The sequence below is a fragment of the Paraburkholderia flava genome, from assembly GCF_004359985.1.
Classification (GTDB): domain Bacteria; phylum Pseudomonadota; class Gammaproteobacteria; order Burkholderiales; family Burkholderiaceae; genus Paraburkholderia; species Paraburkholderia flava.
The window spans coordinates 1,115,644-1,142,585 of record NZ_SMRO01000002.1 but is presented as its reverse complement, the minus strand read 5'-3'; the positions used below and the strand labels follow the sequence as shown (position 1 = coordinate 1,142,585).

Genomic DNA, 26,942 nt, shown 5'->3' with positions numbered 1-26,942 from the left:
ACCATCGCCCCGCAGGCCGGCCAAACGGAGCGCCCCGCCCCGTCTGCCTCTGCAGTCATCGCGCAGTCATAAACGGCCCCGATAATCCGTCGAAGAAAACGTTTTCAACGGGGTAAATCTTGACGATTCCGACGATCCGGGACGTCGCCGCGCATGCAGGTTTCTCCATCGCGACGGTCTCGCGCGCGATCAACGCGCCGCACACGGTCAATCCAGTCACGCTAGAAAAAGTCCGTCAGTCGATCGACGCGCTGCACTTCCGTCCCAGCCCGATCGGTCGGCAGCTGCGCGGCGAACGCACGCGGCTGATCGGCGTCGTGATGCCGACTGTCGCGAACCCGGTGTTCGCCGAATGCCTGCAAGGCATCGACGATCTCGCGTCCGCGCAAGGCTATCGTCTGATGCTGATGACGACGCAGTACGACGCCGATCGCGAACGCCACGCAATCGAAACGCTGCGCGCACAACGCGTCGAAGGGATGATCCTCACGGTCGCCGATGCGGACACGCATCCGATGCTCGATGAACTCGACCGCGACGGTCTGCTCTACGTGCTCACGCACAACGACACGGTGCGTCGTCCGGCGGTATCGGTCGATAACCGTCTCGCCGCGTACGACGGCGTGCGCATGCTGATCGCGCACGGCCATCGCCGCATCCTGATGCTCGCGGGCACGCTCGCCGCATCGGACCGCGCGCGGCTGCGTCATCTCGGCTACGCACAGGCGATGCAGCAGGCCGGTCTCGCGCCAGCGCCCGCGCTCGAAATCGACTTCAACGCGGACGAACTCGCGCCATCGGTGCTCGCGCATCTGACCACCGGTCCGCAGCGCCCGACCGCGCTGTTCTGCAGCAACGACCTGCTCGCGATGGTCGTGATGCGCGGTCTGCGCCGCGCACGTCTGCAGATTCCGACCGACATGTCGATTCTCGGCTTCGACGGTCTCGCGATGGGCGAGCTGCTGTCGCCGCCGCTCGCGAGCATCGTCGCGCCGAATCGCGAGATCGGTAGCGCTGCCTGGCAGCGCCTCGTCGCACGTCTCGACAACACGAACCACGACGCGCCGCTCGCATTGACGCTGCCGCACACGCTGCGCGAAGGCGCGACGATTGCGACGATCGCATCCACGTCGTCGACAACGCTCGCTCATCCGTCTGCAGGCACGCGTCCGCGCAGTGCCGTCTGATCCGTTCCCGTTCCGCCCGACCATCAGGAGACCCGCTGTGATCCGCCGTTCCCGCTCCGGCCCTACCCTTTTCTCACGGACGCTGCGCAGAGCCGCATCGTTCGCACTCGCCACGATCTCGACCGGCGCATTGCTCGCAACATTCGTTGCGCCGACGTCCGCATCCGCCGACGAAACCGCGATCTGCTACAACTGCCCGCCCGAATGGGCCGACTGGGCGAGCCAGATCAAGGCGATCCAGCAGAAGACCGGCATCCGCGTGCCGTTCGACAACAAGAACTCGGGCCAGGCGATCGCGCAGATGATGGCCGAGCAGAAGAGCCCGGTCGCCGATGTGGTTTATCTCGGCGTGTCGTCGGCATTCCAGGCGAAGGACAAGGGTGTGATCCAGCCGTACAAGCCGGCGCACTGGGACGACATTCCGGCGAACCTGAAGGACCCGCAAGGCTACTGGTTCGCGATCCACTCGGGCACGCTCGGTTTCTTCGTCAACAAGGATGCGCTTGAAGGCCGGCCGGTGCCGCAATCGTGGGCCGATCTGTTGAAGCCGGAATACAAAGGCATGATCGGTTACCTCGATCCGTCTAGCGCATTCGTCGGCTATGCGGGCGCGGTTGCGGTGAACGAGGCGCTCGGCGGCAACTTCGATAACTTCCAGCCCGCACTCGACTGGTTCCGCAAGCTGAAGGCCAACGCCCCGATCGTGCCGAAGCAGACCGCGTATGCGCGCGTGCTATCCGGTGAAATTCCGATCCTGCTCGACTACGACTTCGACGCGTACCGTGCGGAGTACAAGGATCACGCGAACGTCGCGTTCGTGATTCCGAAGGAAGGCACGATCGCGGTGCCGTACGTGATGAGTCTCGTGAAGGGCGCGCCGCACGAAGCGAACGGCAAGAAGGTGCTCGATTTCGTGCTGTCCGACGAAGGCCAGAAGCTGTGGGCGAACGCGTACCTGCGTCCGGTCCGTGCGAACGCGATGAGCGCCGACGCCGCCGCGAAGTTCCTGCCCGCGAGCGACTATGCACGCGCCCATGCCGTCGATTTCTCGAAGATGGCCGGCAAGCAGCAGAGTTTCGGCGAGCAGTATCTTCAGGTGATGCATTGAACGACATCACGTTCCCGCTGCGCTGGCGCGTTGCATTGCTCGCGCCGGCGCTCGTCGTGTTCATCGCATTCTGGCTGCTGCCGATGGTCGCGCTGCTGCAGGTGAGCGCCGACGGTCACGCGTTCGCGACGTACCGCGCGTTGCTGTCGAACGAGCGCTACATGCAGAGTCTCGGCGCGACGGTGCTGCTGTCGGCTGCAGTGACCGCGGCGACGCTCGTGCTGTCGGTGATCGCGGGTCTGCTGCTCGCGCGCAGCGAGTTTCCGGGCAAGCGTTTGCTGCTCGCGCTGCTGACGTTCCCGCTCGCATTTCCCGGCGTCGTCGTCGGTTTCATGGTGATCATGCTGGCGGGACGTCAGGGGTTGATCGGCGCGCTGTCGATGAAGCTGACCGGCGATCGCTGGGTATTCGCCTATTCGATGGCCGGTCTGTTCATCGGCTATCTGTACTTCTCGATTCCACGCGTAATCGTCACCGTGATGGCATCCGCCACCAAGCTCGACGCATCGCTCGAAGAAGCCGCGCGTTCGCTCGGCGCATCGCCGTGGCAGATCATGCGCGACATCGTGTTGCCGGCGCTGTCGCCTGGCCTGATCGCTGCGGGCGCCGTGTGCTTCGCGACCGCGATGGGCGCGTTCGGCACCGCGTTCACGCTCGCCACCGATATCTCCGTGCTGCCGATGACGATCTACACCGAGTTCACGCTGAACGCGAACATGGTCACGGCTGCGGGTCTGTCGATCGTGCTCGGCATCGTCACGTGGCTCGTGCTCGCACTTGCGCGCAATGCGACGGGTTCTGCCGTCGCGGCGACCGCATGATCCGTGCGCCGCGCAATACATCGTCCGATCCGCGCTGCCTCATGAATTCACCGACCCATACCGCCGCACCACAAACACGCCTTTCGTCACGCTTCCAGTCGCGCGCGCTGCTCGCCATCGCGCAATGGGGCGTCACGCTACTGCTGTGCGCATTCCTGATCGTGCCCGTCGTGATGTCGATCGTCGCGGGCCTGACCGTCAATTACTTCAAGGGCGTATCGAGCGGCCTGACGCTGCGCTGGCTCGCCGAAGTGTGGGCACAGTACAGCGGCTCGGTGTTTTTATCGCTTGAAATCGCGGCGATTACGCTCGCTGTGACGCTCGTGACAGGCGTGCCGGCCGGCTACGCGCTCGCACGCAGCAAAACGCGCGCGGCACGCTTCGTCGAAGAGCTGCTGGTGCTGCCGATCGCGCTACCCGGACTCGCGTCGGCGCTCGCACTGCTCGTCGTTTACGGCGGCTTTACCGCGTTTCGAATGAGCATACTGTTCATCGTCGTCGGGCATGTGGTGTTCACGCTGCCGTTCATGGTCCGCGCGGTCGCGGCGATCTGCGCGAGCGCGGACCTGCGCACGCTCGAGGAAGGCGCTGCGAGTCTCGGCGCGACGTTCATGCAGCGCTTCGTGACGATCGTGCTGCCGAACGCGCGGCCCGGCATCGTCGCGGGTGCGCTTGCGGTGCTCACGCTGTCGATCGGCGAATTCAATCTCACATGGATGCTGCACACGCCCGACACGAAAACGCTGCCCGTCGGTCTCGCCGATACGTACGCGTCGCTGCGCATCGAGATCGGCAGCGCGTACACGATCCTGTTCTTCATTATGACAATGCCGCTGCTCGTCGCGATGCAGTGGTTCGGCGTCGACCCGACCGGCCAGCGCAACACGACGAAACGCCGCCGCCCGCGTGCAACCCATGCCGCCCCTGCGGCGCCGCTTTCCACCGATCCGCAGGAAGATTCGCCATGACCCCCGCCTCGATTCCGATCACCCTCACGCAGTGCGCGAAGACGTTTCGCGGCACACGCGTGCTCGAACCGCTCGACCTGCGCATCGACGCCGGCGAAACGCTCGTGCTGCTCGGCCCGTCGGGTTGCGGCAAGACAACCACGCTGCGGATGATCGCCGGGCTCGAAACGCCCGATGCGGGCGGCCGCGTCGCGTTCGGCACCGACGACGTCACCGCGCTGCCGATCGAGCGACGCGAAGTCGGCATGGTGTTTCAGAGCTACGCGCTGTTTCCGAACCTGACGGTGCGCGGCAACGTGGGCTATGGGCTGCGTATTCGCGGTGTCGATAAGGCGGTCGCGCACGGCCGCGTCGACGAACTGCTCGCGATGATGCGGCTCACCGCGCACGCGGACAAACCTGTGGATCAGCTGTCGGGCGGCCAGCGTCAGCGCGTTGCGCTTGCCCGCGCACTTGCACCGCGACCGCGCGTGCTGCTGCTCGACGAGCCGCTGACCGCACTCGACGCACGACTGCGCGACACGCTGCGCGGCGAAATGAACGCACTGCTGCGCGGCCTCGGCATCACGACCGTGTACGTCACGCACGATCAGGCCGAAGCGATGGAACTCGGCGACCGCGTCGTCGTGATGAGCGCGGGACGCATCGAACAGATCGGCTCGCCGCGCGATATCTACTACCGTCCCGCGAGCCGCGCGGTCGCGCAGTTCATCGGCACGATCAACCGGCTGGCTGGAGAAGTGCGCGCGGGACAGTTGACGACTATTGGCGGTACGGTACCGCTGCCTGCCGCGCACTCATCGAATGCAAACGCCACCACGTCGCGCGAACTGTTCTTCCGTCCCGAGGACGCATACCTCGCCGATCCCGCGCATGCGCATCTGCGCGGCACGATCGAGGCTGCCGCATTCCTCGGCGAACGCACCCGTCTGACGATTGCCGGCGCGGCGCCCGACGCGCTCATCGTCGACGTCGCAGGTCGCGTCGAGCTGGCGCGCGGCACGCCGGTCGGCATTTCGATCGGCGAAGACGCGCTGATTGCATTATCGTGATGAAAGCGCGGTTGACTGACTGCACCGCTCACGCACCGACCTACCAGGATTTTTTATGTTGCTTGCCCAGATCAGCGATCTGCACATCAAACGCCCGGGCGCGCTCGCGTACCGCCGAGTCGACACCGCCGTGTGTCTCACCCGCTGCGTCGAACGACTGAACGCGCTGCTGCCGCGCCCCGATGCCGTGCTCATCACCGGCGATCTCGTCGACCAGGGCACCGCCGAGCAGTACGCGTACCTGAAAACGCTGCTCGCCCCGCTCGAGATGCCGTACTACCTGATGGTCGGCAATCACGACGACCGCACGGCATTGCGCGAAGCGTTCCCCGACCGCCCCGAACTCAAGACCGAAGGCGAGTTCGTCCAGTACGCGATCGACGTCGGCCCGTTGCGCATCGTCGCGCTCGATTCCGTGGTGCCGGGCCAGAGCGGCGGCACGCTGTGCGACGCGCGACTCGCGTGGCTCGAAGCCCAACTCGATGCCGCGCGCGACCGCCCTGTCGTCGTCGCGCTGCATCACCCGCCGTTTGTCACCGGCATCGGACACATGGACGAAATCCGACTCGAGCCTCGCGCCGCTGAACGGCTTGCGGCAATCATCGCGCGTCATCCGAACGTCGAACGCGTGTTGTGCGGGCACGTGCATCGCCCGATCTTTGCGCGCTTCGGCGGCACGATTGCATCGGCGGTTGCCTCGCCCGCGCACCAGGTCGCGCTCGATCTGCGCGACGACGCACCGTCCGCGTTCTCGATGGAGCCCGCCGCGTTCGCGCTGCATCGCTACGATCCCGCGACCGGGATCGTCACGCATCACGCGTACGTCGATGCGTCGGATGGGCCGTATCCGTTTTATGAACCCGAAGGCGCGTTGATCGATTGAGCGGTGTGTTTCCTCGCGAGCCCGGAGTCGCTGACGAGCCCGTAAAAGGGCTCTGAGCGGCCTGCTGCACGATCGGCGGGGCTCCGGTATCATCGGCACGCTCGAAGTCCGTCTGCCGGCCTGTGTGCCGGCTCATCGTCTGCCGTTCCGCTCATGTCCACGCCCCACGCCAACTCTTCCGCGCCGCCCGACCGGTCGCTCGCCGGCCTGCTGCTTCTGCTCGCCACGATCGCCGGCGTCGCCGTCGCGAACATCTATTACAACCAGCCGCTGCTTGACGACTTCCGTCGTTCGTTTCCGCAAAGTGCGGAGTGGGTCGGCGTCGTGCCGGCCGTCACGCAGCTGGGCTACGCGGCCGGGATGTTGTTGCTTGCGCCGCTCGGCGACCGCTTCGACCGACGTCGTTTGATCCTGCTGCAGATCGTCGGCATGTGTGTCGCGCTGCTGGTCGCCGCGACCGCGTCGACACTGGCCGTGCTGATCGCTGCCAGCCTCGCGATCGGCATACTCGCGACGATCGCGCAGCAGGCCGTCCCGTTCGCTGCTGAACTCGCGCCGCCGGCACGCCGCGGCCACGCGGTCGGCACCGTGATGAGTGGCTTGCTGCTCGGCATTTTGCTTGCGCGGACTGCGGCGGGTTTTGTGGGTCAGTATTTTGGCTGGCGTGCGGCGTTTGGTGCGTCGGTGGTGGCGTTGCTGGCGCTATCGGTGGTGATCGTGATGCGCCTGCCGCGCAGCCAGCCGACGTCGACGTTGCCGTACGGCAAGCTGCTTGCATCGATGTGGCATCTGACTGTCGAACTGCGCGGGCTGCGCGAATCGACGCTGACGGGTGCGGCGTTGTTCGCCGCATTCAGTATTTTCTGGAGCGTGCTTGCGTTGTTGCTCGCGGGTGCGCCGTTTCACATGGGGCCGCAGGCTGCTGGGCTGTTCGGGATCGTCGGTGCGGGTGGTGCGCTTGCTGCGCCGTACGCGGGTAAGTTCGCTGATAAGCGCGGGCCGCGCGCGATCATTTCGCTGGCGATCTTGCTGGTCGCGGTGTCGTTTTTGATTTTCGGGGTGTCGGGTGCGAGTATTGTCGGGCTGGTGATCGGTGTGATCGTGCTCGACGTTGGTGTGCAGGCGGCGCAGATTTCCAACCAGTCGCGGATTTATGCGCTTAAGCCTGAGGCTCGGAGTCGCGTTAATACGGTTTATATGGTGGGGTATTTTATTGGTGGCGCCGCCGGGTCTGGTGTCGGCGCGGTTGTCTGGCCTGCGTTTGGGTGGATTGGGGTTTGTGTTGCAGGTGTTTTGTTTGCTGCTGCGGCGGGGTGGAGTCATTCTCGTGGGCGACGGGAAGCTGTTGTTGCTGCTTCTTCCTGATTTTTTGTTTTTCTGTTTATTTCCGCTGAGCGGTGCTTAATTGCGCCTCGCGGCGCAGGCGTTGCCCCTGTGCGGGGCGGCACCTACTTTTCTTTGCCGCGGCAAAGAAAAGTAGGCAAAAGAAAGCCGCCGATACGAAGCTTCTCTTTTCCGTGTGTGACCCCAGTGGCACTCGCCTAAGTGGGCACCACGTTCACGCTGGATAGTGGTCCGAGACGAGATCGTCCCCCGCATAGCGACGCGGAGTGACAAGGGGCTCGCACATCCCGCGGCGCACTGGTGTGCGCGCGGACCGGTCTGCATGGGAAACCATCTGGAAGATTGGGGCACAGGCAAAACGCGACCGCGTTGAGAGTCGATGAGTGACCGCCACGAACATATGGCCGCATGTATGACCGCATGCAATGGCAGCCCGCCAAGCGATCACATTAAACCGAGGGCGTTATGCCTCACGGCGGCGAAGCCCGCCGGAACGGAAGACTGCCTTGTCACTAAGGCAAGCGGTGCGAGGGCTGATCTCGTCTCGGACCACTAAGCAGAGTGGGCGTGGCGCCCACTTAGGCGAGTGCCACCGAGGCAACACGCGGAAAGGACAAGGTAACGTTTCGAGCGGCTTTCTTTGCCTACTTTCTTTGCCGCGGCAAAGAAAGTAGGTGCCGCCCCGCACAGGGGCAACGCCTGCGCCGCGAGGCGCAATTAAGCACCGCCCAGCGGAAATAAACAGAGAAAACAAAAACCACCCACCGCTACGCGAAAAAACATCAACGCCTTTTCATAAGAAAAACAAAAACCTTCTCATGAACAGAAACATCCACAATCTCATTCCCAGTCTGCTTCGCGAACGCAGCGAAGTCCCTCTGCGACCCAGGATCCGTCGCCAGCACCTTAAGAATCTGCCCGCTCTCCATATCAGCAAGCGCCTTCTTGGCGCGCAAAATCGGCAGCGGGCAGTTCAGCCCGCGTGCATCCACTTCCTTATGAACCTGAATCTGCATCGACGGTAACCTTCGTGACGGGCGTCGAACGACGCCGCATAGATGCTCCGATTCTACCGCAGCCTCCCCGCGCTCACAGCGTCACCGCCTGCCCGCTCTGCAGCGACTCCCGCAACGCACTGCCGATCCGCGTCGCCTCCAGCGCATCCGCGAGACTCGCCCCCGCCTGCTCGCCGCTAGATGAACCACCCAACGACACCGCCGCCACAAAAGCCTGCGCCTCAGCAAGAAAAGCATCCTCGAAACGCTCAAAGAACGTCGGCGTGCATTCGTTACGCACCCCACCCGCATCGAGAATCTCGACGCGATTCACACGCGGAATCCGCCCGATCGTCATCGCGCCCGCCGTGCCGATCACCTCACTGCCCGTGTCGTTGCCGTGCGCCATCGTCCGCGACGCGTAGAACATCGCAATACCACCGCCTTCGAATTCGCAGATCGCCACGCCGTTGTCGACGTCGCCAAATTCGCGCAGCCCCTCATGCAATGCAATCGTGCCGGTCGCGTACACGCGCGTCGCGCGCGGTTTGCCGAGCAGCCAGCGTGCAACATCGATATCGTGCACGGTACAGTCGAGAAAAATGCCGCCCGACGTCGGCGCAAAGCGCACGAAGAATCCATCGGGGTCGTTACGGTCGCAGGTCTGCGAGCGCACGAGAAACGGCCGGCCGATCGCGCCCGCGTGGATCTTGTCGAACGCATCGCGGTAGCTCGGATCGAAACGTCGCATGAAGCCGATCGTCGCCTGCAGATGCGGATAGCGTGCCGCCTCGGCAATCACGCGCTCGCACTCGGCGAGATCGAGCGACAGCGGCTTCTCGCAGAACACATGCTTGCCGGCCTGCAACGCATCGACGATCTGCTGCGCGTGCAACGCCGACGGCGTGACGAGCCACACGGCATCCACATCCGGGTCGGCGAGCAAAGCAGCATACTCAGCATAGAGGCGCGGTTCGGGCAACGTATCGCGCGCCCACGCAAGCTCTTCTTCGAGCGGACTGCATGCCGCGACGAGCACCGCGCCCGGCACACGGTACGCGAGATTCTGCGCATGCCGGCGCCCAAGCCGGCCCAGTCCGACGATACCGACGCGCACCGGTCCCTTACGTCCACTCGAACTCATCGCACAGCCTCATCGAGCTTCACCGCGCGGCCTTCACGCCACGACCGCGTCGCGGCCTCCGCGAGTTCAAGCGCCTTCATCCCGTCGGCGACGGTCGTGCGCACCGGCTTGCCATGCGTCACTGCTTCGAAGAAATGCGCGATTTCAAGCGCATACGCCGCGCGGTAGCGTTCGAGGAAAAACGCCTCAGGCACGTCGCTCGATACTTCGGTCTTCGAATACGCGACCACTTCGGTCGGTCGCACGTTACCGGCCTGCAACATCCCTTCGCTGCCGAGCACTTCGAAACGCTGGTCGTAACCGTACGCGGCGCGGCGTGCGGTGTTGATCTGGCACAGGCGGCCACGCTTCGTGCGGATCGTCACTGCAGTCGAATCGATGTCGCCCGCCGCCGCGATCGCGGGATCGGTCAGGCAGCTGCCGGTTGCGTGCAGCGTGTCGGCTTCGTCGTCGAGAATCCAGCGGAAAATATCGAAGTCGTGGATCAGCATGTCCTTGAAAATGCCGCCCGAATGCTTGATGTAGTCGACCGGCGGCGCACCCGGATCGCGGCTCGTCACGACGAGCATTTCCGGCGTACCGATCTCGCCCGCGTCGATGCGCGCCTTTAGCGCGGAGAACGTCGGGTCGAAGCGTCGTTGAAAGCCGATCATGCACACGACGCCCGCTTTCGCGACCGCATCCGCACAGGCACGCGCGCGTTCAAGCGTGAGGTCGACCGGCTTCTCGCAGAACACGTGCTTCTTCTGCGCGGCCGATTGAAGGATCAGATCCGCGTGCGTGTCGGTGCTCGAACAGATCACCGTCGCGCCGACCGACGCGTCGCCCATCGCGCCGTCGATGTCCGCGACCTGCGCGCCGTGTTGCGCGGCGAGCGCGGCAGCGGCTTCGCGGTTCACGTCCACCACGTACTTGAGTCGCACGCCCGGCTGTCGCGCGAGATTCGCCGCGTGAATGCGGCCGATGCGGCCGGCGCCGAATACGGCGACGTCGATCGTCTTGCCGGTTGAAGTTGTGTCAGTCATCGTAGCCTCCAGTGTCTTTCGATTCTTCTACGTTCAGTTCGAGCTTGTACGCGAGCGCGATAAACAGCGCCTGGCACAGGCAGATGGTGCTGGTCAGCGAGCGGAATGCGAATGCGCTCCCCTCCTTCACATACAACTGGGTCGTCGCATAGCGCGCGAGCGGCGACAGCTGGCTGTCGCTGATCACGAGCGTCTTCGCCTGGTGGTGATGCGCGACGCGCAGGCAGTACTGCGTTTCCTTGCCGTACGGCGCGAAGCTGATCGCGATCACGACATCGCCCTTCTTCACGCTGCGGATCTGTTCGCGATACATACCGCCGAAACCGGATACGAGATGCACACGCTTCGGCGTGTGCTGCAATGCGTAGACGATGTAACTCGCCACCGGAAACGACCGCCGCACGCCGATCACGTAGATGTTGTCGGCGTGCTGCAGCATCTTCACGGCGGCGTCGATCTGCGCGTCGTCGAGCCCTGCTTCAAGTTCGTCGAGACCGCCGCGGCAGGCCGCGACGAATTCGCGCGCCACCGAGCCGCCGGACAACCGGCCGCCCGGCTTGTCGTCGATCAGTTTGCGGATGCGCTGCTGGTAGCTGGTCGCCGAGGCGCTCTGGCCGGTGTACGCCTGGCGAAACACCGCCTGCAGATCGGAGAAACCGGAGAAGCCGAAGCGCTGCGCGAAGCGCACGACCGCCGACGGATGCACGCCGCAGCTCGTCGCGATATCGCTGGTGCGATCGACCATCACGCTCGAGCGATGCTGCTCGATATACGTCGCGACGCTCTTCAACTGACGCGGCAGCGATTCGTAATTTTCGGCGATGCGCTGCATCAATTCGTCGACGCTCGGCAACTCTTCAGTGCTGTCGTCCGCCATGGTCGTCTCTCTCCTCTTTTTTGCGCTGCAAAACCGCGTCCTGCGTATCTTCTAAACGCCTGCATCGATCGCAGAACGTGCTGCCGATTATAGGCAGCCCATTTCCGAAATGGAACGGATTTTCCATTTTTATTTGCAGTGAAATTTTCATTGCAACACGCAAAAAGATCGCCTAATCTTGGTCGTGAGCAGCGTAGCGGCGTACATGGACGTAGGTAGAAACACGTAACAACCCATCCATGTAGTCGTGCGCGAGCTCCCTTCAAAAACGACAGACCGAGAAAGGTGGAGACATGAGACTTTGCAAAGGCAAGGCTTCGCTCAGGATGCTGGCGGCAGCGCTTGCGCTGGCGACCGGGTTCGGCGCGGCATCGGTGGCGCAGGCAGCGGATGCGCACTTCGTGCTGATCAGCCACGCGCCGGATTCCGATTCGTGGTGGAACACGATCAAGAACGCGATCAAGCAGGCCGACGAGGACTTCAACGTTCAGACCGATTACCGCAATCCGCCGAACGGTGACATCGCGGACATGGCACGCCTCGTCGAACAGGCTGCTGCGCGTAACTACGACGGCGTGATCGTCACGATCGCCGACTTCGACGTGCTGAAAAGCTCGATCGGCAAGGTGACCGAGAAGAAGATCCCGCTCGTCACGATCAACTCCGGCACCGAAGAACAGAGCGCGCAACTCGGCGCGATCATGCACGTCGGTCAGCCCGAATATGTCGCGGGCCATGCGGCCGGCGAGAAAGCGAAGGAAGCCGGCGTCAAGTCGTTCCTGTGCGTGAACCACCTCGCCACTAACACGGTGTCGTTCGATCGCTGCCGCGGTTTCGCCGATGCGATCGGCGTCGACTACAAGACCTCGACGATCGACTCAGGCCAGGATCCGACCGAAATCCAGTCGAAAGTCAGCGCCTACCTGCGCAACCATCCGAAAACCGACGCGATCCTGACGCTCGGTCCGGTGCCGGCCGCGGCGACGCTGAAGGCCGTCCAGCAGATGGGCCTCGCGGGCAAGATCTACTTCTGCACGTTCGACTTCTCCGACGACATCGCGAAGGCCATCCAGGCCGGCACGATCCAGTTCGCGATCGATCAGCAGCCGTACCTGCAAGGCTATATCCCGGTCGCCGTGCTCGCCATCGTGAAGAAGGAACACACGACCGACCCCGCCAAGATCCGCGCACTGCTGCAGGCGAATCCGAAGTTCAAGGCCCGCCTCGAAGCGTACGGTCTGCAACCGTCGTATGGACCGAAGAACATCCGTTCGGGTCCGGGCTTCATCACGAAGGCGAATCTCGACAAGGTCATCAAGTACGCGGGCCAATACCGCTAACGCCTGGTCGTTCAGTTTCATTCAGTTAGCCGCCAGCTTCACGCGCGGCGCCGCACACGGGCGGCATCGGTGGAGTGCTTCCGCCATCGCTGCCCCGTTCATCGCGGCTTGAATTGCTTAACCTGTTTTTCACCGGACGGCCGACGCATCTGCGTCGTCCGCGCCGGGTATCGAGGAGACATCATGGGCGTTGCCGGCAAACACTACCCTTCGCATGCGGGTGAAAACTCGGACGAGCAGTCGTCGAGTGCATCCGCGTCGCCCGCCGCTCCGGCGGCCACCGCTTCGGCGGCCGCTGACGAACGCATCCGCAAGGAATCGTGGTTCGGCCATCTGCTGAATCGCCCGGAATTCGCGGCGATTTCCGGCACCGTGCTGGTGTTTATCGTGTTCGCGCTCGGCGCGGGCGGCTCCGGCATGTTCAATCTCGACGGCGTGATGAACTGGTCGCAGGTCTCCGCGTACCTCGGCATTCTCGCGATCGGTGCGTGTCTGCTGATGATCGCCGGCGAGTTCGATCTGTCGATCGGTTCGATGATCGGCTTCGCCGGCATGATGGTCGCGATCCCGGCGGTGTATTTCCACTGGCCGCTGTCGCTGGCCATCCTGTTCGCGTTCGCCGGCTCGATGCTGCTCGGTGCGCTGAACGGCTACCTGGTGATGCGTACGCGGTTGCCGTCGTTCATCGTCACTCTGGCCTTTCTGTTTATCCTGCGCGGTCTCACGCTCGCGCTGTCGATCATGGTCGCGGACCGCACGATCATCTCCGGTGTCGGCGATCTGGCGAAGCAGGACTGGGTAGCTAACCTTCTGTTTCATGGCGTTGCGCTGCATGGCCTGTTTGCGTGGCTCGCGCACATCGGCGTGGGGCAGATGCTCGACAACGGTCAACCGCTGGTGCCGGGCGTCCCCAAAGTCATCCTGTGGTGGTTCGCACTTGCAGCCGTCTTCGCATTCGTGCTCGCCAAAACCCGCTACGGCAACTGGATTCTGGCAGTGGGCGGCGATGCAAACGCCGCAAAGAACGTCGGCGTGCCGGTGCGCCGCGTAAAAATCTCACTGTTCGTGCTGACCGCGTTCTGCTCGTGCCTGTTCGCGGTGCTGCAGGTGTGCGACATCGGCTCGGCTGCTGCAGACCGTGGGCTGCAAAAAGAATTCGAAGCGATCATCGCTGCGGTGATCGGCGGCACGCTGTTGACCGGCGGCTACGGCTCGGTCATCGGTGCGTGTTTCGGCGCACTGATCTTCGGCGTCGTGCAGATCGGCATCACGTACACGAACGTGAGTTCCGACTGGTTCCGCGTGTTCCTCGGCGTGATGCTGCTGATCGCCGTGCTGTTCAACCACTACGTGCGCCGCCGCGTCGCGCAATCGTAAGTCACGAGGAGACGACCATGTCCGAACCTGTCAAAGACACCGCAACTTCCAGTGGCGACACGATCCTCGCGCTCGAAAACGTCAGCAAGTATTTCGGCAAGGTGATCGCGCTGTCCGGCGTCACGCTGCGCCTGAAGCGCGGCGAAGTGCACTGCCTGCTCGGCGACAACGGCGCCGGCAAGTCGACGCTGATCAAGACGCTCGCGGGCGTGCATCAACCGTCCGCCGGCGAATATCTGGTGGACGGCAAGCCGGTTCATTTCGAATCGCCGAAAGACGCGCTCGATCTCGGCATCGCAACGGTCTATCAGGATCTTGCGCTGGTGCCGCTGCTGTCGGTCGCGCGCAACTTCTTCATGGGCCGCGAGCCACAGAAAAAACTGTTCGGCTTTCTGAACGTGATGGACCTGCAGACCAGTGCCGTCACCGCGCGCGACAAGCTCGCCGAAATGGGCATCAACGTGCGCGACCCGCATCAACCGATCGGCACGATGTCCGGCGGCGAGAAGCAATGTCTCGCGATCGCACGTGCGATCCATTTCGGCGCGCGCGTGCTGATTCTCGACGAACCCACCGCCGCGCTCGGCGTGAAGCAGAGCTTCAACGTGCTGAAACTGATCCACACCGCGCGCGCGAAAGGGATCTCCGTGATCTTCATCACGCACAACGTGCACCACGCGTATCCGATCGGCGATTCGTTCACGCTGCTCAATCGCGGCAAGTCGCTCGGCACGTACACAAAAGAAACCATCAGCAAGGACGAAGTGCTCGACATGATGGCCGGCGGCGCCGAGATGCAAAAGATGATCGGCGAACTCGACGGCGCGGTGATCTGACGCCCCTCATCTGACGCCCCTCATCTGACGCCCCACTCGCGCAGCCCAGACTTCCAGGAATCCCCATGGCTCTAACCACTTCCAATCAAACCGGCACGAGCCGCTTCGCGGCGGGCCGCACGCGCGACGTCGTGTGCCTCGGCCGTCTCGCGGTCGATCTCTACGCACAGCAGGTCGGCGCGCGGCTCGAAGACGTGTCCAGCTTCGCGAAATATCTCGGCGGTTCGTCGGCGAACATCGCGTTCGGCTGCGCGCGACTCGGGTTGAAATCCGCGATGCTCGCGCGCGTCGGCAACGACCACATGGGCCGTTTCCTCACCGACTCGCTCGCCCGCGAAGGCTGCGACACGAGCCACGTCGCGATCGACCCGGACCGCCTCACCGCGCTCGTGCTGCTCGGCCTGAAAGACCGCGACACGTTCCCGCTCGTGTTCTACCGTGAGAACTGCGCAGACATGGCCGTCGACGAAGCCGACTTCGACGAAGCATTCATCGCATCGTCGAAAGCGCTGCTGATTACCGGCACACACTTCTCGACCGAGCAGGTGAACCGCACGAGCCGCCGCGCACTCGACTACGCGCGCCGCAACCAGGTGCGAACGGTGCTCGACATCGATTACCGGCCGGTGCTGTGGGGCCTAACCGGCAAGGCCGATGGTGAAACCCGCTTCATCGCGAACGAAAGCGTCACTGCGCATCTGCAGCGCATCCTGCCGCTCATCGATCTGGTGATCGGCACCGAGGAAGAATTCCGCATCGCCGGCGGCAAGACCGATCTGATCGACGCGCTCGCGATGGTCCGCGCCGTGACGCCGGCCACGCTCGTCGTGAAGCGTGGTCCGCTCGGCTGCCAGATCGTCGACGGCGCGGTGCCCGCCTCGCTCGACGATCTGCCAATTCAGGGCGGCGTCGAAGTCGACGTGCTAAACGTGCTCGGCGCGGGCGATGCATTCGCGTCCGGCTTCCTGTCCGGCTGGCTGCGCGACGAACCGCTCGAAGCTTGTGCTCGCGCGGCGAATGCGAGCGGCGCACTCGTCGTGTCGCGTCACGGCTGCGCACCCGCGATGCCGACGCCCACCGAACTCGCGTACTTCCTGCGCGAAGCGAAAGCGGACCCGCAGCGGATGCGCCGCCCCGATCTCGACGCGACGCTCGCGCGGCTGCATCGCGTGACGCCGCCGCGCACGCCGCGCGACGAAGTGCTCGGCTTCGCATTCGATCACCGCAACCAGTTCTTCGATCTCGCGCAGCAGACCGGTGCCGACGAAAGCCGCATCGCGCGTCTGAAGGGGCTGTTCGTCGAAGCGGTCGCGCAGACCGAAACGGCGCTCGGGTTGCAAGGGCGTGTCGCGGTGCTGATCGACGACCGCTACGGTCAGGATGCACTGAACGCGGCGACGGGTCGCGGCTGGTGGATCGGTAGGCCAGTTGAACTGCCGGGCTCGGTGCCGCTCGTGTTCGATCACGGCCGCTCGATCGGCACGACGCTGGTCAACTGGCCGCAGGAACACATCGCGAAGTGTCTGGTGCAGTATCACCCCGACGAGCCGATCGAGCAGCGGCTCGAACAGGAAGCGCAGCTGCGCGCGCTGTACGACGCGGCGCAGGCAAGCGGCCACGAACTGCTGCTCGAAGTGATTCCGCCGAAGCATCTGCCGCAGGGGCCCGACATCGTCTATCGTGCGTTGAAGCGGCTGTACAACATCGGTATCTATCCGGAGTGGTGGAAGCTTGAACCGATGGACGCCGCGCAATGGAAAAGCATCGACGCGCTGATCGCCGAGCGCGATCCGTACTGTCGCGGTGTCGTGCTGCTCGGGCTGTCGGCTGCGGTCGACCAGCTGTGCGACGGCTTTCGCGCGGCGGCGGCATCGGCGACCTGTCGCGGTTTCACGGTCGGGCGTACGATCTTCCATGAAGCGAGCCATGCATGGCTCGCTGGACAGATCGACGACGACGAAGTGATCGCGCGCGTGCGCAAGACGTTCGAAACGCTGATCGACGCGTGGCGCGATGCGCGCAACGCGGCCGGCGTGACGAACATCGCGACGAAGCGCGGCGCTCATCAGGAGCAGGCGGCATGAATCAGCGCATCTTGCATCACGAAGCTCAAAACCAGCCGGCGCCCGCGACCGGCACGATCCGTCTCACCGCGGCGCAGGCAGTCGTCCGCTACCTCGCCGCGCAGCGCGTCGCGACCGAAGACGGCAGCGGCACCGAGCCGCTGTTCGGCGGCGTGTTCGCGATCTTCGGGCACGGCAACGTCGCGGGTCTCGGCGAAGCGTTGTACCAGCATCGCAACGAACTGCCGACACTGCGCGCACATAACGAACAGGCGATGGCGCACAGCGCGATCGCGTATGCGAAGGCGCATTTTCGTCGCCGGATGATGGCGGTGACGACGTCGATCGGCCCGGGTGCGACGAACCTCGTCACGGCCGCTGCACTCGCGCACGTGAACCGTCTGCCAGTATTGCTGCTGCCCGGCGACATCTTCGTGTCGCGCGCACCCGATCCGGTGTTGCAGCAAGTCGAGGATTTCCACGACGGCGGCATCTCCGCAAACGATGCACTGAAACCCGTGTCGCGCTACTTCGACCGCATCGTGCATCCGGCGCAGTTGCTGAACGCGCTGCCGCGTGCGATCCGTGTGCTGACCGATGCCGCGCTGTGCGGCCCCGTCACGCTCGCGTTGCCGCAGGACGTGCAGGCCGCTGCGTGGGACTTCCCCGCTTCGTTCTTCGAGCCACGGGTCGTGCGTCCGCATGCGCCCGCGCCGCGCATCGACGAACTCGAAGCGGCTGTAGAACGGCTCGCGCAGGCAAAACGTCCGCTGATCGTCGCGGGCGGCGGTGTGCTGTACGGCCATGCCGCCGATACGCTCGCGACATTCGCGGCCGTGCACGGCGTGCCGGTCGCGGAAACGCAGGCGGGCAAAGGTGCGCTCGCGTGGGATCATCCGCTGAATGCAGGCGCGCTCGGCGTGACCGGTTCGCCGGCAGCAAACGGCCTCGCACACGACGCGGACTGCGTGCTCGCTATCGGCACGCGGCTGCAAGACTTCACGACCGGCTCGAACACGCTGTTCACACAGGCCGACGTGATCGGCATCAATGCGAATGCATTCGACGGCCTCAAGCATCGCGCGCTCGCGGTCGAAGCCGATGCACGTCTCGCACTCGATGCGCTCGGCGAACGCCTGCGCAACTGGCACGCGGACCGCACGTGGACCACGCGCGCGCAGAGGGCCGCCGAAGGCTGGCGCAACACCGTCAGCTCGCTGACGAACACGCCGCAGCGCGAAACGGTACTGCCCTACGACGCCGACGTGATCGGCGCGGTGCAGCGTTCGCACCCGCGCTCGACGACCGACGACATCGTCGTCTGCGCGGCCGGCACGCTGCCCGCCGAACTGCACAAGCTGTGGCGCGCGGGCCGGCCCGGCGCGTATCACGTCGAGTACGGCTATTCGTGCATGGGCTACGAGATCGCCGGCGGACTCGGCGCGAAACTCGCGCGGCCCGAGCGCGAAGTGATCGTGATGGTCGGCGACGGCAGCTATCTGATGATGAACAGCGAGATCGCGACGTCGGTGATGCTCGGTGCGAAGCTGATCGTCGTAGTGCTCGACAATCGCGGTTACGGTTGCATCAACCGGTTGCAACAGGCGTGCGGCGGCGCACCGTTCAACAACATGTTCGACGACTGCGTGCAGGGACCGGCGGGCGCACCGGCAATCGATTTCGCCGCGCATGCGCGCGCGCTTGGCGCGAACGCCGAACACGTCGCGAACGTCGCGGAACTCGAAGCCGCGCTGCAACGCGCGCGCGCCGCCGATCGCACCTACGTGATCAGCATCGATACCGACGCAGCCCGCACCACCGACGATGGCGGCTGGTGGTGGGAAGTCGCGGTGCCGGAAGTGTCATCGCGCGAAGCGGTCCGCGACGCGCGTGCGCAATACGAAGCCCAGCTCGCCGCGCGTTCGCACGCTGCCGGCGATGCCGTCAACGATTGATCGAGGAACCGCGCATGACTCCGTTCGAAGTACGCATCGGCATCAACCCGCTGTCGTGGATGAACGACGACCTGCCGTCGCTCGGCGGCGAAACACCGCTTGAACTCGCACTGACCGAAGGCCGCGAGATCGGCTACCAGGGGTTCGAACTCGGCAACAAGTTTCCGCGCGAACCGCAGGCGCTCAAAGCACTGCTCGCGCAATACGACCTGTCGCTCGTGTCGGGCTGGTACTCGGGCCGGCTCGCGAAACGCAGCGTCGAAGAAGAAATCGCCGCTGTCGGGCCGCATCTCGAACTGCTCGCTAAAAACGGCGCGACCGCGATGGTGTACGGCGAAGTCGCCGACACGATCCAGGGCTCGCCGCGTCCGCTGTATCAACGGCCGCGCTTTTTCAGCGAGGCTCAATGGGACGAATACGCGGCACGTGTCGATGCATTCGCGCGCTACACGCTGAGTCACGGCGTGCGGCTCGCGTATCACCATCACATGGGCGCGTATGTCGAGACGCCCGCCGATGTCGACCGTCTGATGGCGAAGACCAGCGACGCGGTCGGCCTGCTGTTCGACGCGGGACACATCACGTTCGCGGGCGGCGATCCGCTCGACGTGCTCGACCGTCACATCGCGCGCGTTTGCCACGTGCACTGCAAGGACGTGCGGCCTGCCGTGATGAAGCTCGCACGCAACCGCAACTGGAGTTTTCTTGAAGCGGTGATCGCGGGCGCGTTCACGGTGCCGGGCGACGGTGCGGTCGATTTCCCCGCGATCATCGCGAAGCTCAAGCGGCACGGCTATCGCGGCTGGCTCGTCGTCGAGGCGGAGCAGGACCCGGTGGTTGCGCCGTCGTATGCGTATGCGAAAAAGGGTTATCAGACGCTGCGTGCGCTCGTCGATGCGCCGCTTGAACCTGCGGCATCCACGAAGGAGGCAGCATGAGCCTGCTCGTCAAGGCAAAGCGCGAAGGTCAGACGATCGCGCGCGTGACGCCGGAGTCGGCCGGCTGGCAGCACGTCGGCTTCTCCGCGCATCGTGTCGCGCCGGACGGCATCCTGCAGGTGCTCGAAGCGACGCGCGAGGTGTGTCTCGTCGTGCTGTCGGGCACGGTCGATATCGAAACGCCGCAGACGCGCTGGACCGGCCTCGGTTCGCGCACGAGCGTGTTCGACGATGCGGCGCCGGTCGCCGTGTATCTGCCGCCGAAGGTGCGCGCCACGTTGCGCGCGCGCACGGCTGCGGAGATCGGCATCGCGAGTGCACCGGCCAAGGGGCAGTATCCGGTGCGGCTGATCGACCCATCGCAGATGAAGCGCTCGATGCGCGGCAAAGGGCAGAATACGCGCTACGTATGCGATATCCTGCCGCAGACCGAGCCTGCTGAATCGCTGCTGGTCGTCGAAGTGCGCACGCCCGGCGGTCATGCGTCGAGCTATCCGCCGCACAAGCACGACACCGACAACGTGCCGGTCGAAAGCTCGCTCGAGGAAACGTACTATCACCGGCTGAACCCGCCGCAAGGCTTCGCGTTCCAGCGCGTGTACACCGATTCACGCGACATCGACGAATCGATGGCCGTCGAGGATCACGACGTCGTGATGGTGCCGCGCGGCTATCACCCGGTCGTCGTGCCGTATGGGTACGACTCGTACTATCTGAACGTGATGGCCGGTGATCGACGCGTATGGCACTTCAAGAACGATCCTGCGCATGAGTGGATCATCGAGCGCGACTCGCGTGCGTAGTTAAAGTTAAGTTAAGGGGATTGTTTTGCGGCGACATCCACCGCAAGCGACCCGTCCTCTCCCATCCGCACCCTGCCCTTCGACACGTCGCGCCGATACGCGTACAGGTCGAAGTGCATCGGGTCGGCGCTCGAACTGTCGTGGATCAGCGTGCGACCGTTGACGACCAGCGAGTTGAACATCTTGATGTCGCCCGATTCGATCCACACGTAGCTGCTATTCGCTCCTCCTGCGACCGCCGGCGGATGCGCGATCGCAGCGCCCGCTACGCGCTGGAATTTCAGCACGAGCCCTTCGTCGGTCACCTCACCGCTTTCGAGCCGCCCTTGCAACACCGGCGGCGGAAACACCGTGTACTGATCGAACACGAGCTGATTGCCGTCGAGCTTCACGCCCTTGCGAGCGAACGGCGTCAACGACGCGAGCGGAATGTTCAGCGCGCGCAACAGACCCGCCTGAGGCACCCCGAGCACCGACACCGAGTCGGGCGTATACACGAGATGCCGCTCGTCGCGTACGGTGAGCGTGCCGTGCATCTTCGTCGGCAGCCAGACACCGGGGAAGTGATTCCACAGCTTGATGCCGCCAGTCACGTCGAGGCCGCCGTTCGCGGGCGTCAACTGCAGATCGTTCAGCGAGCGCGGCGAGTAGTCGAGCAGATAGTCGTTGAAGAGCGCGGCCATCGCGGGCCACGGCTCGACGACTTCACCGCCGAGGATATGGATGTCGTACTGATCGGGATCGTCGAGATCGACCGGCTGGCCTGGATGCTTCGGCACCATCTGCGCATCGAGCGTGCGGACGTGGAAACCGATGCGACCCGCGACGTAGAAGTCCACGTTCTGCACATGAATCAGCGGCGCGACGCCCGGCGAATGACGCTCGTCGATGACGACGCCTGCCGTGCCGCGTTGCGGTTGACTCATCGACGTGCGCAGGCTCGCCGGAATCACGCTGGCGGTGCCGGCGATGGCGGTCGTGCCGTCCGGCGAGTGTGCGCGCAATGCGGGCGGCACGCGCTGCCATTCGGCGCGCGCGAGTGCGAGCGATGCCTGTTGCGAGCGCAGGAAGCTGTCGTTGTAGCGCGCGGTTGCGCTGCCCGTTTGCGCGGCTTCCGTGGCCGTGTCGTGCGCTGCATCGGCGAGCGTCGGGTATGACGGCAGATGCACGTCGAGCGCGCCGGCTTCGTCGAACGTGAAGTAGCCCGCGGCCATCTGCTCGCGGTAGTGGTACAGGTCGAGTACGAACGGTGCGTTTGTGGTGCTTGACGTGCCTGTGTCGAGCGGCGTGATCGCCATGTCGATGTTCATCGGGATCGAGCGCATGAACTTCACGTCGCCGCCCTGGATCAGCATCCCGCGCGCGGGCATCGTCGCGGGCCACGCGATGTCGTGCAGCGTGCCGTCGTCGAGTGTGAAGCGCACGCCGGCCGGCGACGTGTCGATCCGCGTGATCGTCATTCGCAACGCGGGCGGCGGCGTCAGCTTCGCGACCGCCATCACGACGTCGTCGCCTTCGAGATGCGCGATCGGCGTGTCGACCTTCAGCAGATCCGCCATTCGCACGTGCGCGGCGCGCATCAGATTATCGGCAGAGACGCCCGCGACTTCGGTGTGATCCGCGTGGAAGACCATCTCGCTGGCGTTACGCATCGCGAGCGTGCCGGTCAACGCGATCGGCACCCAGCCGTCGCGCTGCATTTCGCCGGTGATTTTCAGGCGGCCGTCCTGCGGTTCGACGCGCATGTTGCGCAACGGCGAACCCTGGTACTGAAACAGATAGCGGTTAAAGATTGCCGTCAGCTTCGCCGCGTCGAGCGTGACCTCGCCGCGATGCACGCTGATCGACACGCTGGTCGGATCGTCGAACACGATCGGATCACCGGCGTGTGTCGGCGTCAGCGTCGCGGCCATCCGATGAATCATGAAACCGATGTCGCCGGTCACGCGAAAATCGACGTCGCGCGCGAACATCATCGAGCCGTCGATGCCGGAGTCGCGGAGCGTCAGCGGTCGCGTGCGGGCAACGCTCATGCCGCTTGCGGAAGGGACGCGGGCGGCGATGTGCTGCTCGTCGGCGAGTTGCTGGGCTTTGGCGGTTTCTAGTTTGGGACGGGGGGAGGATGCGGGGGTTGCGGTTGCGGCTACTGTGGCGGGAGTCGCGCTTGCGTTCGCATTGGAGTCCGCATTCGCGTCTGCGCATGCGGCGATGCCGAGTGCGCTCAGTGCAACGAGCACGATCGCCGACACTGCCAGCATGTAGCGCAGTTGCCTGGGTTTGCGCTGCGTATCCGCGCGGCGTTTGTTGTCGATGTCGTGCATTTCGTCTCCTCCCTGTGCGGTCCGCTCGGGAACGGCACACTGGACTATCTATCGGTATCGGCGCGTATGCGCTCATACGGCGGCGTAAAAGCGGCCACCTTCGCCCTTGATTGTCTTTATTTGTGGCCCCGTTGCCGACAAGATTCCTGGAGGGCCGGCACCAAACGCTCAGACGTTCGAATTAAACAACACGTGGGGCGGGGAACCGCGTGGGATGGGCGTGTATGTGTGGCGTGCGGGGGCTTGTCAAACGAGGGGAGCGTGGACGAACCCGTCGCGGGCGCGATGCGTGGCGTGCGGCAGCGCGGCAATCGGGTTGTGTAGCGCTGTCGCGCGACGCGGAGACCACGGGGCAAGCCGGTAGACGAAACGGCTTTTCACGGTACGCCCGCTATCGGTGATGGCTTCGATCGAAAGAGATTCGCATCGATGCATGCTTCACTCCATTGGCGACGTGGCATTAAAGAGCGAGGCCTCGCGGATTAAATCATTGCCCTTTCCAGGGCTATCGGACAGACCTTCGAGCAACAGTGCTACGTTCACGCAGACTGCCGTCCCCCTATCAAACACGGAGAACCACATGAGCGATGCCATCGTACGACATGCAACCCCGGGCGCCTTGACGGAAGCGTGGGCGAGAGAATTTTCGGAAGCAATCGAAATCCCCGCAGGCGCAAAGTACATCGTGTTGAGCGGCGTCGGCGCGTTGCCGTCGAACGTCGATGCCGATCCACGCACGGTGGCCTACTTCGGCGATACACGAACCCAAACGAAAAGCATACTGGATCAGATCAGCAAAACCCTCAGCAGCAAGGGCTATGCATTGGACGACGTCGTTGTCGTGCAGGCCATCTTTGTCGCCGATCCCGCGAACAACGGCAGGCCGGACTACGAAGGTTTTTCGAGTGTTTATCTCGACTATTTCGGCTCGCAGGCACAACCGAACTTGCCCACTCGCACCCGCTCGCAAGTCGTGGGGCTGGTAGAGCCTGGATGGCTTGTTGAAGTCACGGTGACCGCAGCCAAAGCGGCGTAACGGTTCGTCACGGTGCCCCTGGCCGCTGATGCGATGCGCGCGCATCGCCCACGCGGCCTGTTAGCGTCCCGCGCTCACTCGCCTGGCTGCAAGAAAGCCTCAACCACGAACAGCAAAAGTGACCACAATCAGAGCGGAAAAGACCACCGCCGGCGCAAGATGCTTGAACGACTCCCGGTTCCGCAACAGCGTAAAAAGCACACCGACCATAATCGCTCCGGCCAGCGTCAGCCCAAACACCCTGGTGTGTTGTCCAAAAAGAAGTACCGCACTGAGCAGCTCAAGCGCGCCACAGAGCAAGCGAAACCACGCCGGATAACCCCAGCGCGCAAAGTCGCTCTTCACCGCGCCGCGTCCTGCGAGATTGACCACGCCCGCCACCGCAAACAGAACCGTCAGGATCATCGCGAGAATCGATTCGAGAGATACGCCGTTCAACACCATCGTCATGCTCCGTCGATTTGCTGAGCGTTCGTGTGTCCAGAGAGGTCCGCAATCAGGCCAGGGCCGTGAGGTTGCCACGCAAGCACTCGCCGGGCGTGCTGACCGCTGACTGTCTGGTCGAGTGCCAGTGCATCGGCGAACGGTCCAAGCGATTCACGGGCATCGTCGAGCGGCCACGGATCGACACGGTCGACGCCGACCGATGCCCGAATCGCTTCACCTATTTCGGCAAGCGCAACGGCCTCTTCCGCGACCACGTTGAAGATCTGGCCCGCGACTCGATCGCCCCCGCTTGCCGCCTGCTCCACCGCGCTCAGGTAAGCCGTCGCGAGATCATCGACGTGAACGGCAGGCCAATGATTGCGACCATCACCGACGATCCGCACACTGCCTGCCTGATGGGCCATGCCGGCCAGCATGCCGAATACGCCGCCGCCGTAGCCGTGCACCATCGCCGGCCTGAGAATCACGGCGGCAATCGAGCGGCTCGCTGCGAGCGCCAGCACACGTTGCTCGACAGCCGGCCGCCACGCGACGAGCGGCGTCGGGTTCAGTGCCGACGCTTCGGTCACGGGCTCGCCTCCCGTATTGCCGTAGACCCAGGTGCCCGACGTGTAGACAAACGCCGCACCCGGACGCAAATACGCGAGCATCGCGACGACCGCGGCTTCGTCGGCAGCAGCGGCGGACGCATCGTTGGTCGACGCGGTGTGCACCACGCCATCGGCGGCACCGACAGTCGACGCAAAAGACTGCGGCTCACGCAGATCGCCAACATGCAGTTGCACACCGAGACGTACCAGCGCGCCGGCGGCCGCCGAGCTGTCCTGGCGCACCAGCGCCGTCACCTGATGGCCGAGGCCGATTGCCTTGCGCGCAACCGCCTGCCCGATAAAACCAGTACCGCCTGTCATGAACAGTTTCAAAGCGTTCTCCAATGATGGGTCGCGAAATCGAATGATCGGAAGAACGAGACTCATTGGTCTCGTTTAGGCGAATCTAAACGAGACTAACCAGTCTTGTCAACTACTCGACGATCTGCTATTTATCTGGGATGGACACTTCTTCCCTCCCCGACCTGAGCCCGCTGCAATACCGCAAGCGATCCGCGATCCTTGACGGCGCGAGAATCGTTTTTTTACGCGAGGGGTTCGGTCTGGCAACGATGGACGATGTCGCCTCGGCTGCCGGCGTGGGCAAACAGACGGTCTATCGTCACTTCAAGTCGAAGGAGGCGCTCTTCGTGGGTCTGGTGAGCTCGATGTGCGGCCAGGTGGGTGGATTTCTTGCCGGCGCTCGGGACGAGCAACCCGATGAATCCCCCGAAGTCGCGTTGCGCGAGTTGGGGCGGGTCCTGGCGCAAATCCTGATCGCGCCGGATTATCTGCGGCTGTACCGGGCCATCGTCGCCGAGGCCGAACGTCTTCCGGAACTCGGCCAGGTGTTTTACGAAAATGGCGCGAAGGTCGTGCGCGCGTTCGCTGCGAAAATTCTGCGCAAGCGGTTTGATGAATCGACTGCGGCATTGCGGGCGGCGACATTCGTTCAGCTGGTGCTGGGCGACGCGTATCTGGAACTGTCGATCGGCTACGCCGTGCCCGATGTTGAAGCGCGGTTTGCGCTGCAGATTGACGAGGCGGTGGCGGCTGCGCTTCGTTGAGGGATCGCGCGCAACGGCGTGTCGTGAGCGAAGCAAGACATCCGCATACGCGATCGCATCGACCACTCACGCTAAGGCAAAGTCCCAACCGACTTGCTGAACAGCACGACCGGCAACGCAGCCAGAATCCGGACCATCATCGCCGGAGGGTAGCCGGAATGACTTCGCACACCATCATCGACCGCTTCTTCCGCACGCCTGAACCGCGTGCAGATCCGCATCTCAACCGGCGGCGCATCCGCTCCGAAGGGCGCGCGGAACGCCGACACCCAAGGTCGTTTGTCGTCGAAGGCGACGTACATCGGCGTCGCACAGCAACTCGCGATCATCCGGCGGGTCTTCGTATGCGAGGTCAGCTTCGCCGGCTGGAGCAGGTCCGCGCCCCGTGTACACGCAATGCTGCCACGGCGAAACACCATGAACTCCGTGCCACCGTCGGCGCCCGACATCGGTGCTGAACTGCCGGATGCCGCATGACGTTGGCCTGCCGCCTGACAGTCGTCGCAGTAGCACGTACTGACCATCATCGGTTGGGCCCACGCGCTGATCTCGACCGTGCCACATTGGCAATGCCCGACGTAGGCTGGATTTTTTGCGGTCATGGGCGTTGCTCCTTGTGGCTCTACTAGCTCACACATCGGTTTGAAAGCGATGCGGTCGGCAAGAGGCCGAAGTCGCAATTACAGGGTCGCGATGACACGCGCGATCGTATTCAAATTCGATCGATGTATGCGGAGCCGACGGGTTGGCGTGAAAGAACTACCC

At 64.0% G+C, this 26,942-nt stretch carries 24 protein-coding genes; 16 read left to right on the top strand and 8 right to left on the bottom strand.

Annotated elements, in window-relative coordinates; genetic code table 11:
• The first annotated feature begins 119 nt into the window (after positions 1–119).
• The 7 genes from E1748_RS16515 to E1748_RS16485 all read left to right on the top strand — a co-directional run bounded on the left by E1748_RS16515 (position 120) and on the right by E1748_RS16485 (position 7,384).
• Positions 120–1,187 (top strand): substrate-binding domain-containing protein, encoded by a 1,068-nt coding sequence (locus E1748_RS16515; RefSeq protein WP_240766658.1) that lies wholly within the window; start codon positions 120–122, stop codon positions 1,185–1,187.
• A gap of 115 nt (positions 1,188–1,302) precedes the next feature.
• Positions 1,303–2,295: an ABC transporter substrate-binding protein gene (locus tag E1748_RS16510; RefSeq protein WP_240766741.1), complete on the top strand. Its 993-nt coding sequence runs from the start codon at positions 1,303–1,305 to the stop codon at positions 2,293–2,295.
• Entirely contained in the window at positions 2,292–3,116 is an 825-nt protein-coding gene (locus tag E1748_RS16505; RefSeq protein ID WP_133648260.1) for an ABC transporter permease, read from the top strand. Before E1748_RS16510 ends, E1748_RS16505 begins: the two co-directional genes overlap by 4 nt.
• Before the next feature lie 41 nt (positions 3,117–3,157).
• Positions 3,158–4,084 carry an ABC transporter permease gene (locus E1748_RS16500; RefSeq protein WP_133648259.1) on the top strand — a complete coding sequence of 309 codons (927 nt, stop codon included), beginning with the start codon at positions 3,158–3,160 and terminating at the stop codon, positions 4,082–4,084.
• Positions 4,081–5,136 carry an ABC transporter ATP-binding protein gene (locus tag E1748_RS16495; protein WP_133648258.1) on the top strand — a complete coding sequence of 352 codons (1,056 nt, stop codon included), beginning with the start codon at positions 4,081–4,083 and terminating at the stop codon, positions 5,134–5,136. The genes E1748_RS16500 and E1748_RS16495 overlap by 4 nt, the downstream gene beginning before the upstream one ends.
• Positions 5,137–5,191: 55 nt before the next feature.
• Complete coding sequence (locus E1748_RS16490; RefSeq protein WP_133648257.1) at positions 5,192–6,019, top strand: phosphodiesterase; 828 nt, start codon at positions 5,192–5,194, stop codon at positions 6,017–6,019.
• Between the two features lie 153 nt (positions 6,020–6,172).
• Positions 6,173–7,384, top strand: coding sequence for an MFS transporter (locus E1748_RS16485; RefSeq protein ID WP_133648256.1), 1,212 nt, complete (start codon positions 6,173–6,175; stop codon positions 7,382–7,384).
• Positions 7,385–8,145: 761 nt separating this feature from the next.
• Here the strand turns inward: E1748_RS16485 and E1748_RS16480 are convergent.
• The 4 genes from E1748_RS16480 to E1748_RS16465 all read right to left on the bottom strand — a co-directional run bounded on the left by E1748_RS16480 (position 8,146) and on the right by E1748_RS16465 (position 11,404).
• On the bottom strand, positions 8,146–8,373 hold the full coding sequence (locus E1748_RS16480; RefSeq protein WP_133649398.1) for a sulfurtransferase TusA family protein: 228 nt from the start codon (positions 8,371–8,373) through the stop codon (positions 8,146–8,148).
• Positions 8,374–8,452: 79 nt separating this feature from the next.
• On the bottom strand, positions 8,453–9,502 hold the full coding sequence (locus E1748_RS16475; protein WP_133648255.1) for a Gfo/Idh/MocA family oxidoreductase: 1,050 nt from the start codon (positions 9,500–9,502) through the stop codon (positions 8,453–8,455).
• Positions 9,499–10,527, bottom strand: a complete 1,029-nt coding sequence (gene iolG, locus E1748_RS16470) for an inositol 2-dehydrogenase (protein WP_133648254.1) — start codon at positions 10,525–10,527, stop codon at positions 9,499–9,501. Before iolG ends, E1748_RS16475 begins: the two co-directional genes overlap by 4 nt.
• Positions 10,520–11,404, bottom strand: coding sequence for a MurR/RpiR family transcriptional regulator (locus E1748_RS16465; RefSeq protein ID WP_133648253.1), 885 nt, complete (start codon positions 11,402–11,404; stop codon positions 10,520–10,522). Before E1748_RS16465 ends, iolG begins: the two co-directional genes overlap by 8 nt.
• 293 nt (positions 11,405–11,697) lie before the next feature.
• Between E1748_RS16465 and E1748_RS16460 the strand changes: the two genes are divergently transcribed.
• From E1748_RS16460 to iolB, 7 genes are all read left to right on the top strand, one after another.
• Entirely contained in the window at positions 11,698–12,744 is a 1,047-nt protein-coding gene (locus E1748_RS16460) for a sugar ABC transporter substrate-binding protein (protein ID WP_133648252.1), read from the top strand.
• Between the two features lie 183 nt (positions 12,745–12,927).
• On the top strand, positions 12,928–14,121 hold the full coding sequence (locus tag E1748_RS16455; RefSeq protein WP_133648251.1) for an ABC transporter permease: 1,194 nt from the start codon (positions 12,928–12,930) through the stop codon (positions 14,119–14,121).
• Between the two features lie 17 nt (positions 14,122–14,138).
• Entirely contained in the window at positions 14,139–14,957 is an 819-nt protein-coding gene (locus tag E1748_RS16450) for an ATP-binding cassette domain-containing protein (protein ID WP_133648250.1), read from the top strand.
• Between the two features lie 65 nt (positions 14,958–15,022).
• Entirely contained in the window at positions 15,023–17,041 is a 2,019-nt protein-coding gene (locus E1748_RS16445; RefSeq protein WP_133648249.1) for a bifunctional 5-dehydro-2-deoxygluconokinase/5-dehydro-2-deoxyphosphogluconate aldolase, read from the top strand.
• Positions 17,038–18,975 carry a 3D-(3,5/4)-trihydroxycyclohexane-1,2-dione acylhydrolase (decyclizing) gene (iolD, locus tag E1748_RS16440; protein ID WP_133648248.1) on the top strand — a complete coding sequence of 646 codons (1,938 nt, stop codon included), beginning with the start codon at positions 17,038–17,040 and terminating at the stop codon, positions 18,973–18,975. Before E1748_RS16445 ends, iolD begins: the two co-directional genes overlap by 4 nt.
• 14 nt (positions 18,976–18,989) lie before the next feature.
• Positions 18,990–19,913 (top strand): myo-inosose-2 dehydratase, encoded by a 924-nt coding sequence (gene iolE, locus E1748_RS16435; RefSeq protein WP_133648247.1) that lies wholly within the window; start codon positions 18,990–18,992, stop codon positions 19,911–19,913.
• The gene (gene iolB, locus E1748_RS16430; protein ID WP_133648246.1) at positions 19,910–20,716 is read left to right on the top strand and encodes a 5-deoxy-glucuronate isomerase; all 807 of its coding nucleotides are present in this window, start codon (positions 19,910–19,912) and stop codon (positions 20,714–20,716) included. Before iolE ends, iolB begins: the two co-directional genes overlap by 4 nt.
• Before the next feature lie 11 nt (positions 20,717–20,727).
• On the opposite strand, the gene E1748_RS16425 is transcribed toward iolB, so the two are convergent.
• Complete coding sequence (locus E1748_RS16425) at positions 20,728–22,974, bottom strand: hypothetical protein (protein WP_133649397.1); 2,247 nt, start codon at positions 22,972–22,974, stop codon at positions 20,728–20,730.
• Between the two features lie 643 nt (positions 22,975–23,617).
• Between E1748_RS16425 and E1748_RS16420 the strand changes: the two genes are divergently transcribed.
• Positions 23,618–24,073 carry a Rid family hydrolase gene (locus tag E1748_RS16420; protein ID WP_240766650.1) on the top strand — a complete coding sequence of 152 codons (456 nt, stop codon included), beginning with the start codon at positions 23,618–23,620 and terminating at the stop codon, positions 24,071–24,073.
• A gap of 99 nt (positions 24,074–24,172) precedes the next feature.
• Here E1748_RS16420 and E1748_RS16415 read toward each other — a convergent pair whose 3' ends face one another.
• Both E1748_RS16415 and E1748_RS16410 read right to left on the bottom strand, forming a co-directional pair.
• Positions 24,173–24,523, bottom strand: coding sequence for a DoxX family protein (locus tag E1748_RS16415; RefSeq protein ID WP_133648245.1), 351 nt, complete (start codon positions 24,521–24,523; stop codon positions 24,173–24,175).
• Complete coding sequence (locus E1748_RS16410; RefSeq protein ID WP_133648244.1) at positions 24,520–25,443, bottom strand: NAD-dependent epimerase/dehydratase family protein; 924 nt, start codon at positions 25,441–25,443, stop codon at positions 24,520–24,522. Before E1748_RS16410 ends, E1748_RS16415 begins: the two co-directional genes overlap by 4 nt.
• A gap of 128 nt (positions 25,444–25,571) precedes the next feature.
• Between E1748_RS16410 and E1748_RS16405 the strand changes: the two genes are divergently transcribed.
• Positions 25,572–26,177 (top strand): TetR/AcrR family transcriptional regulator, encoded by a 606-nt coding sequence (locus E1748_RS16405; protein ID WP_133648243.1) that lies wholly within the window; start codon positions 25,572–25,574, stop codon positions 26,175–26,177.
• A gap of 71 nt (positions 26,178–26,248) precedes the next feature.
• Here the strand turns inward: E1748_RS16405 and E1748_RS16400 are convergent, their stop codons facing one another.
• Positions 26,249–26,779, bottom strand: a complete 531-nt coding sequence (locus E1748_RS16400) for a GFA family protein (protein WP_133648242.1) — start codon at positions 26,777–26,779, stop codon at positions 26,249–26,251.
• Positions 26,780–26,942: the final 163 nt, after the last annotated feature.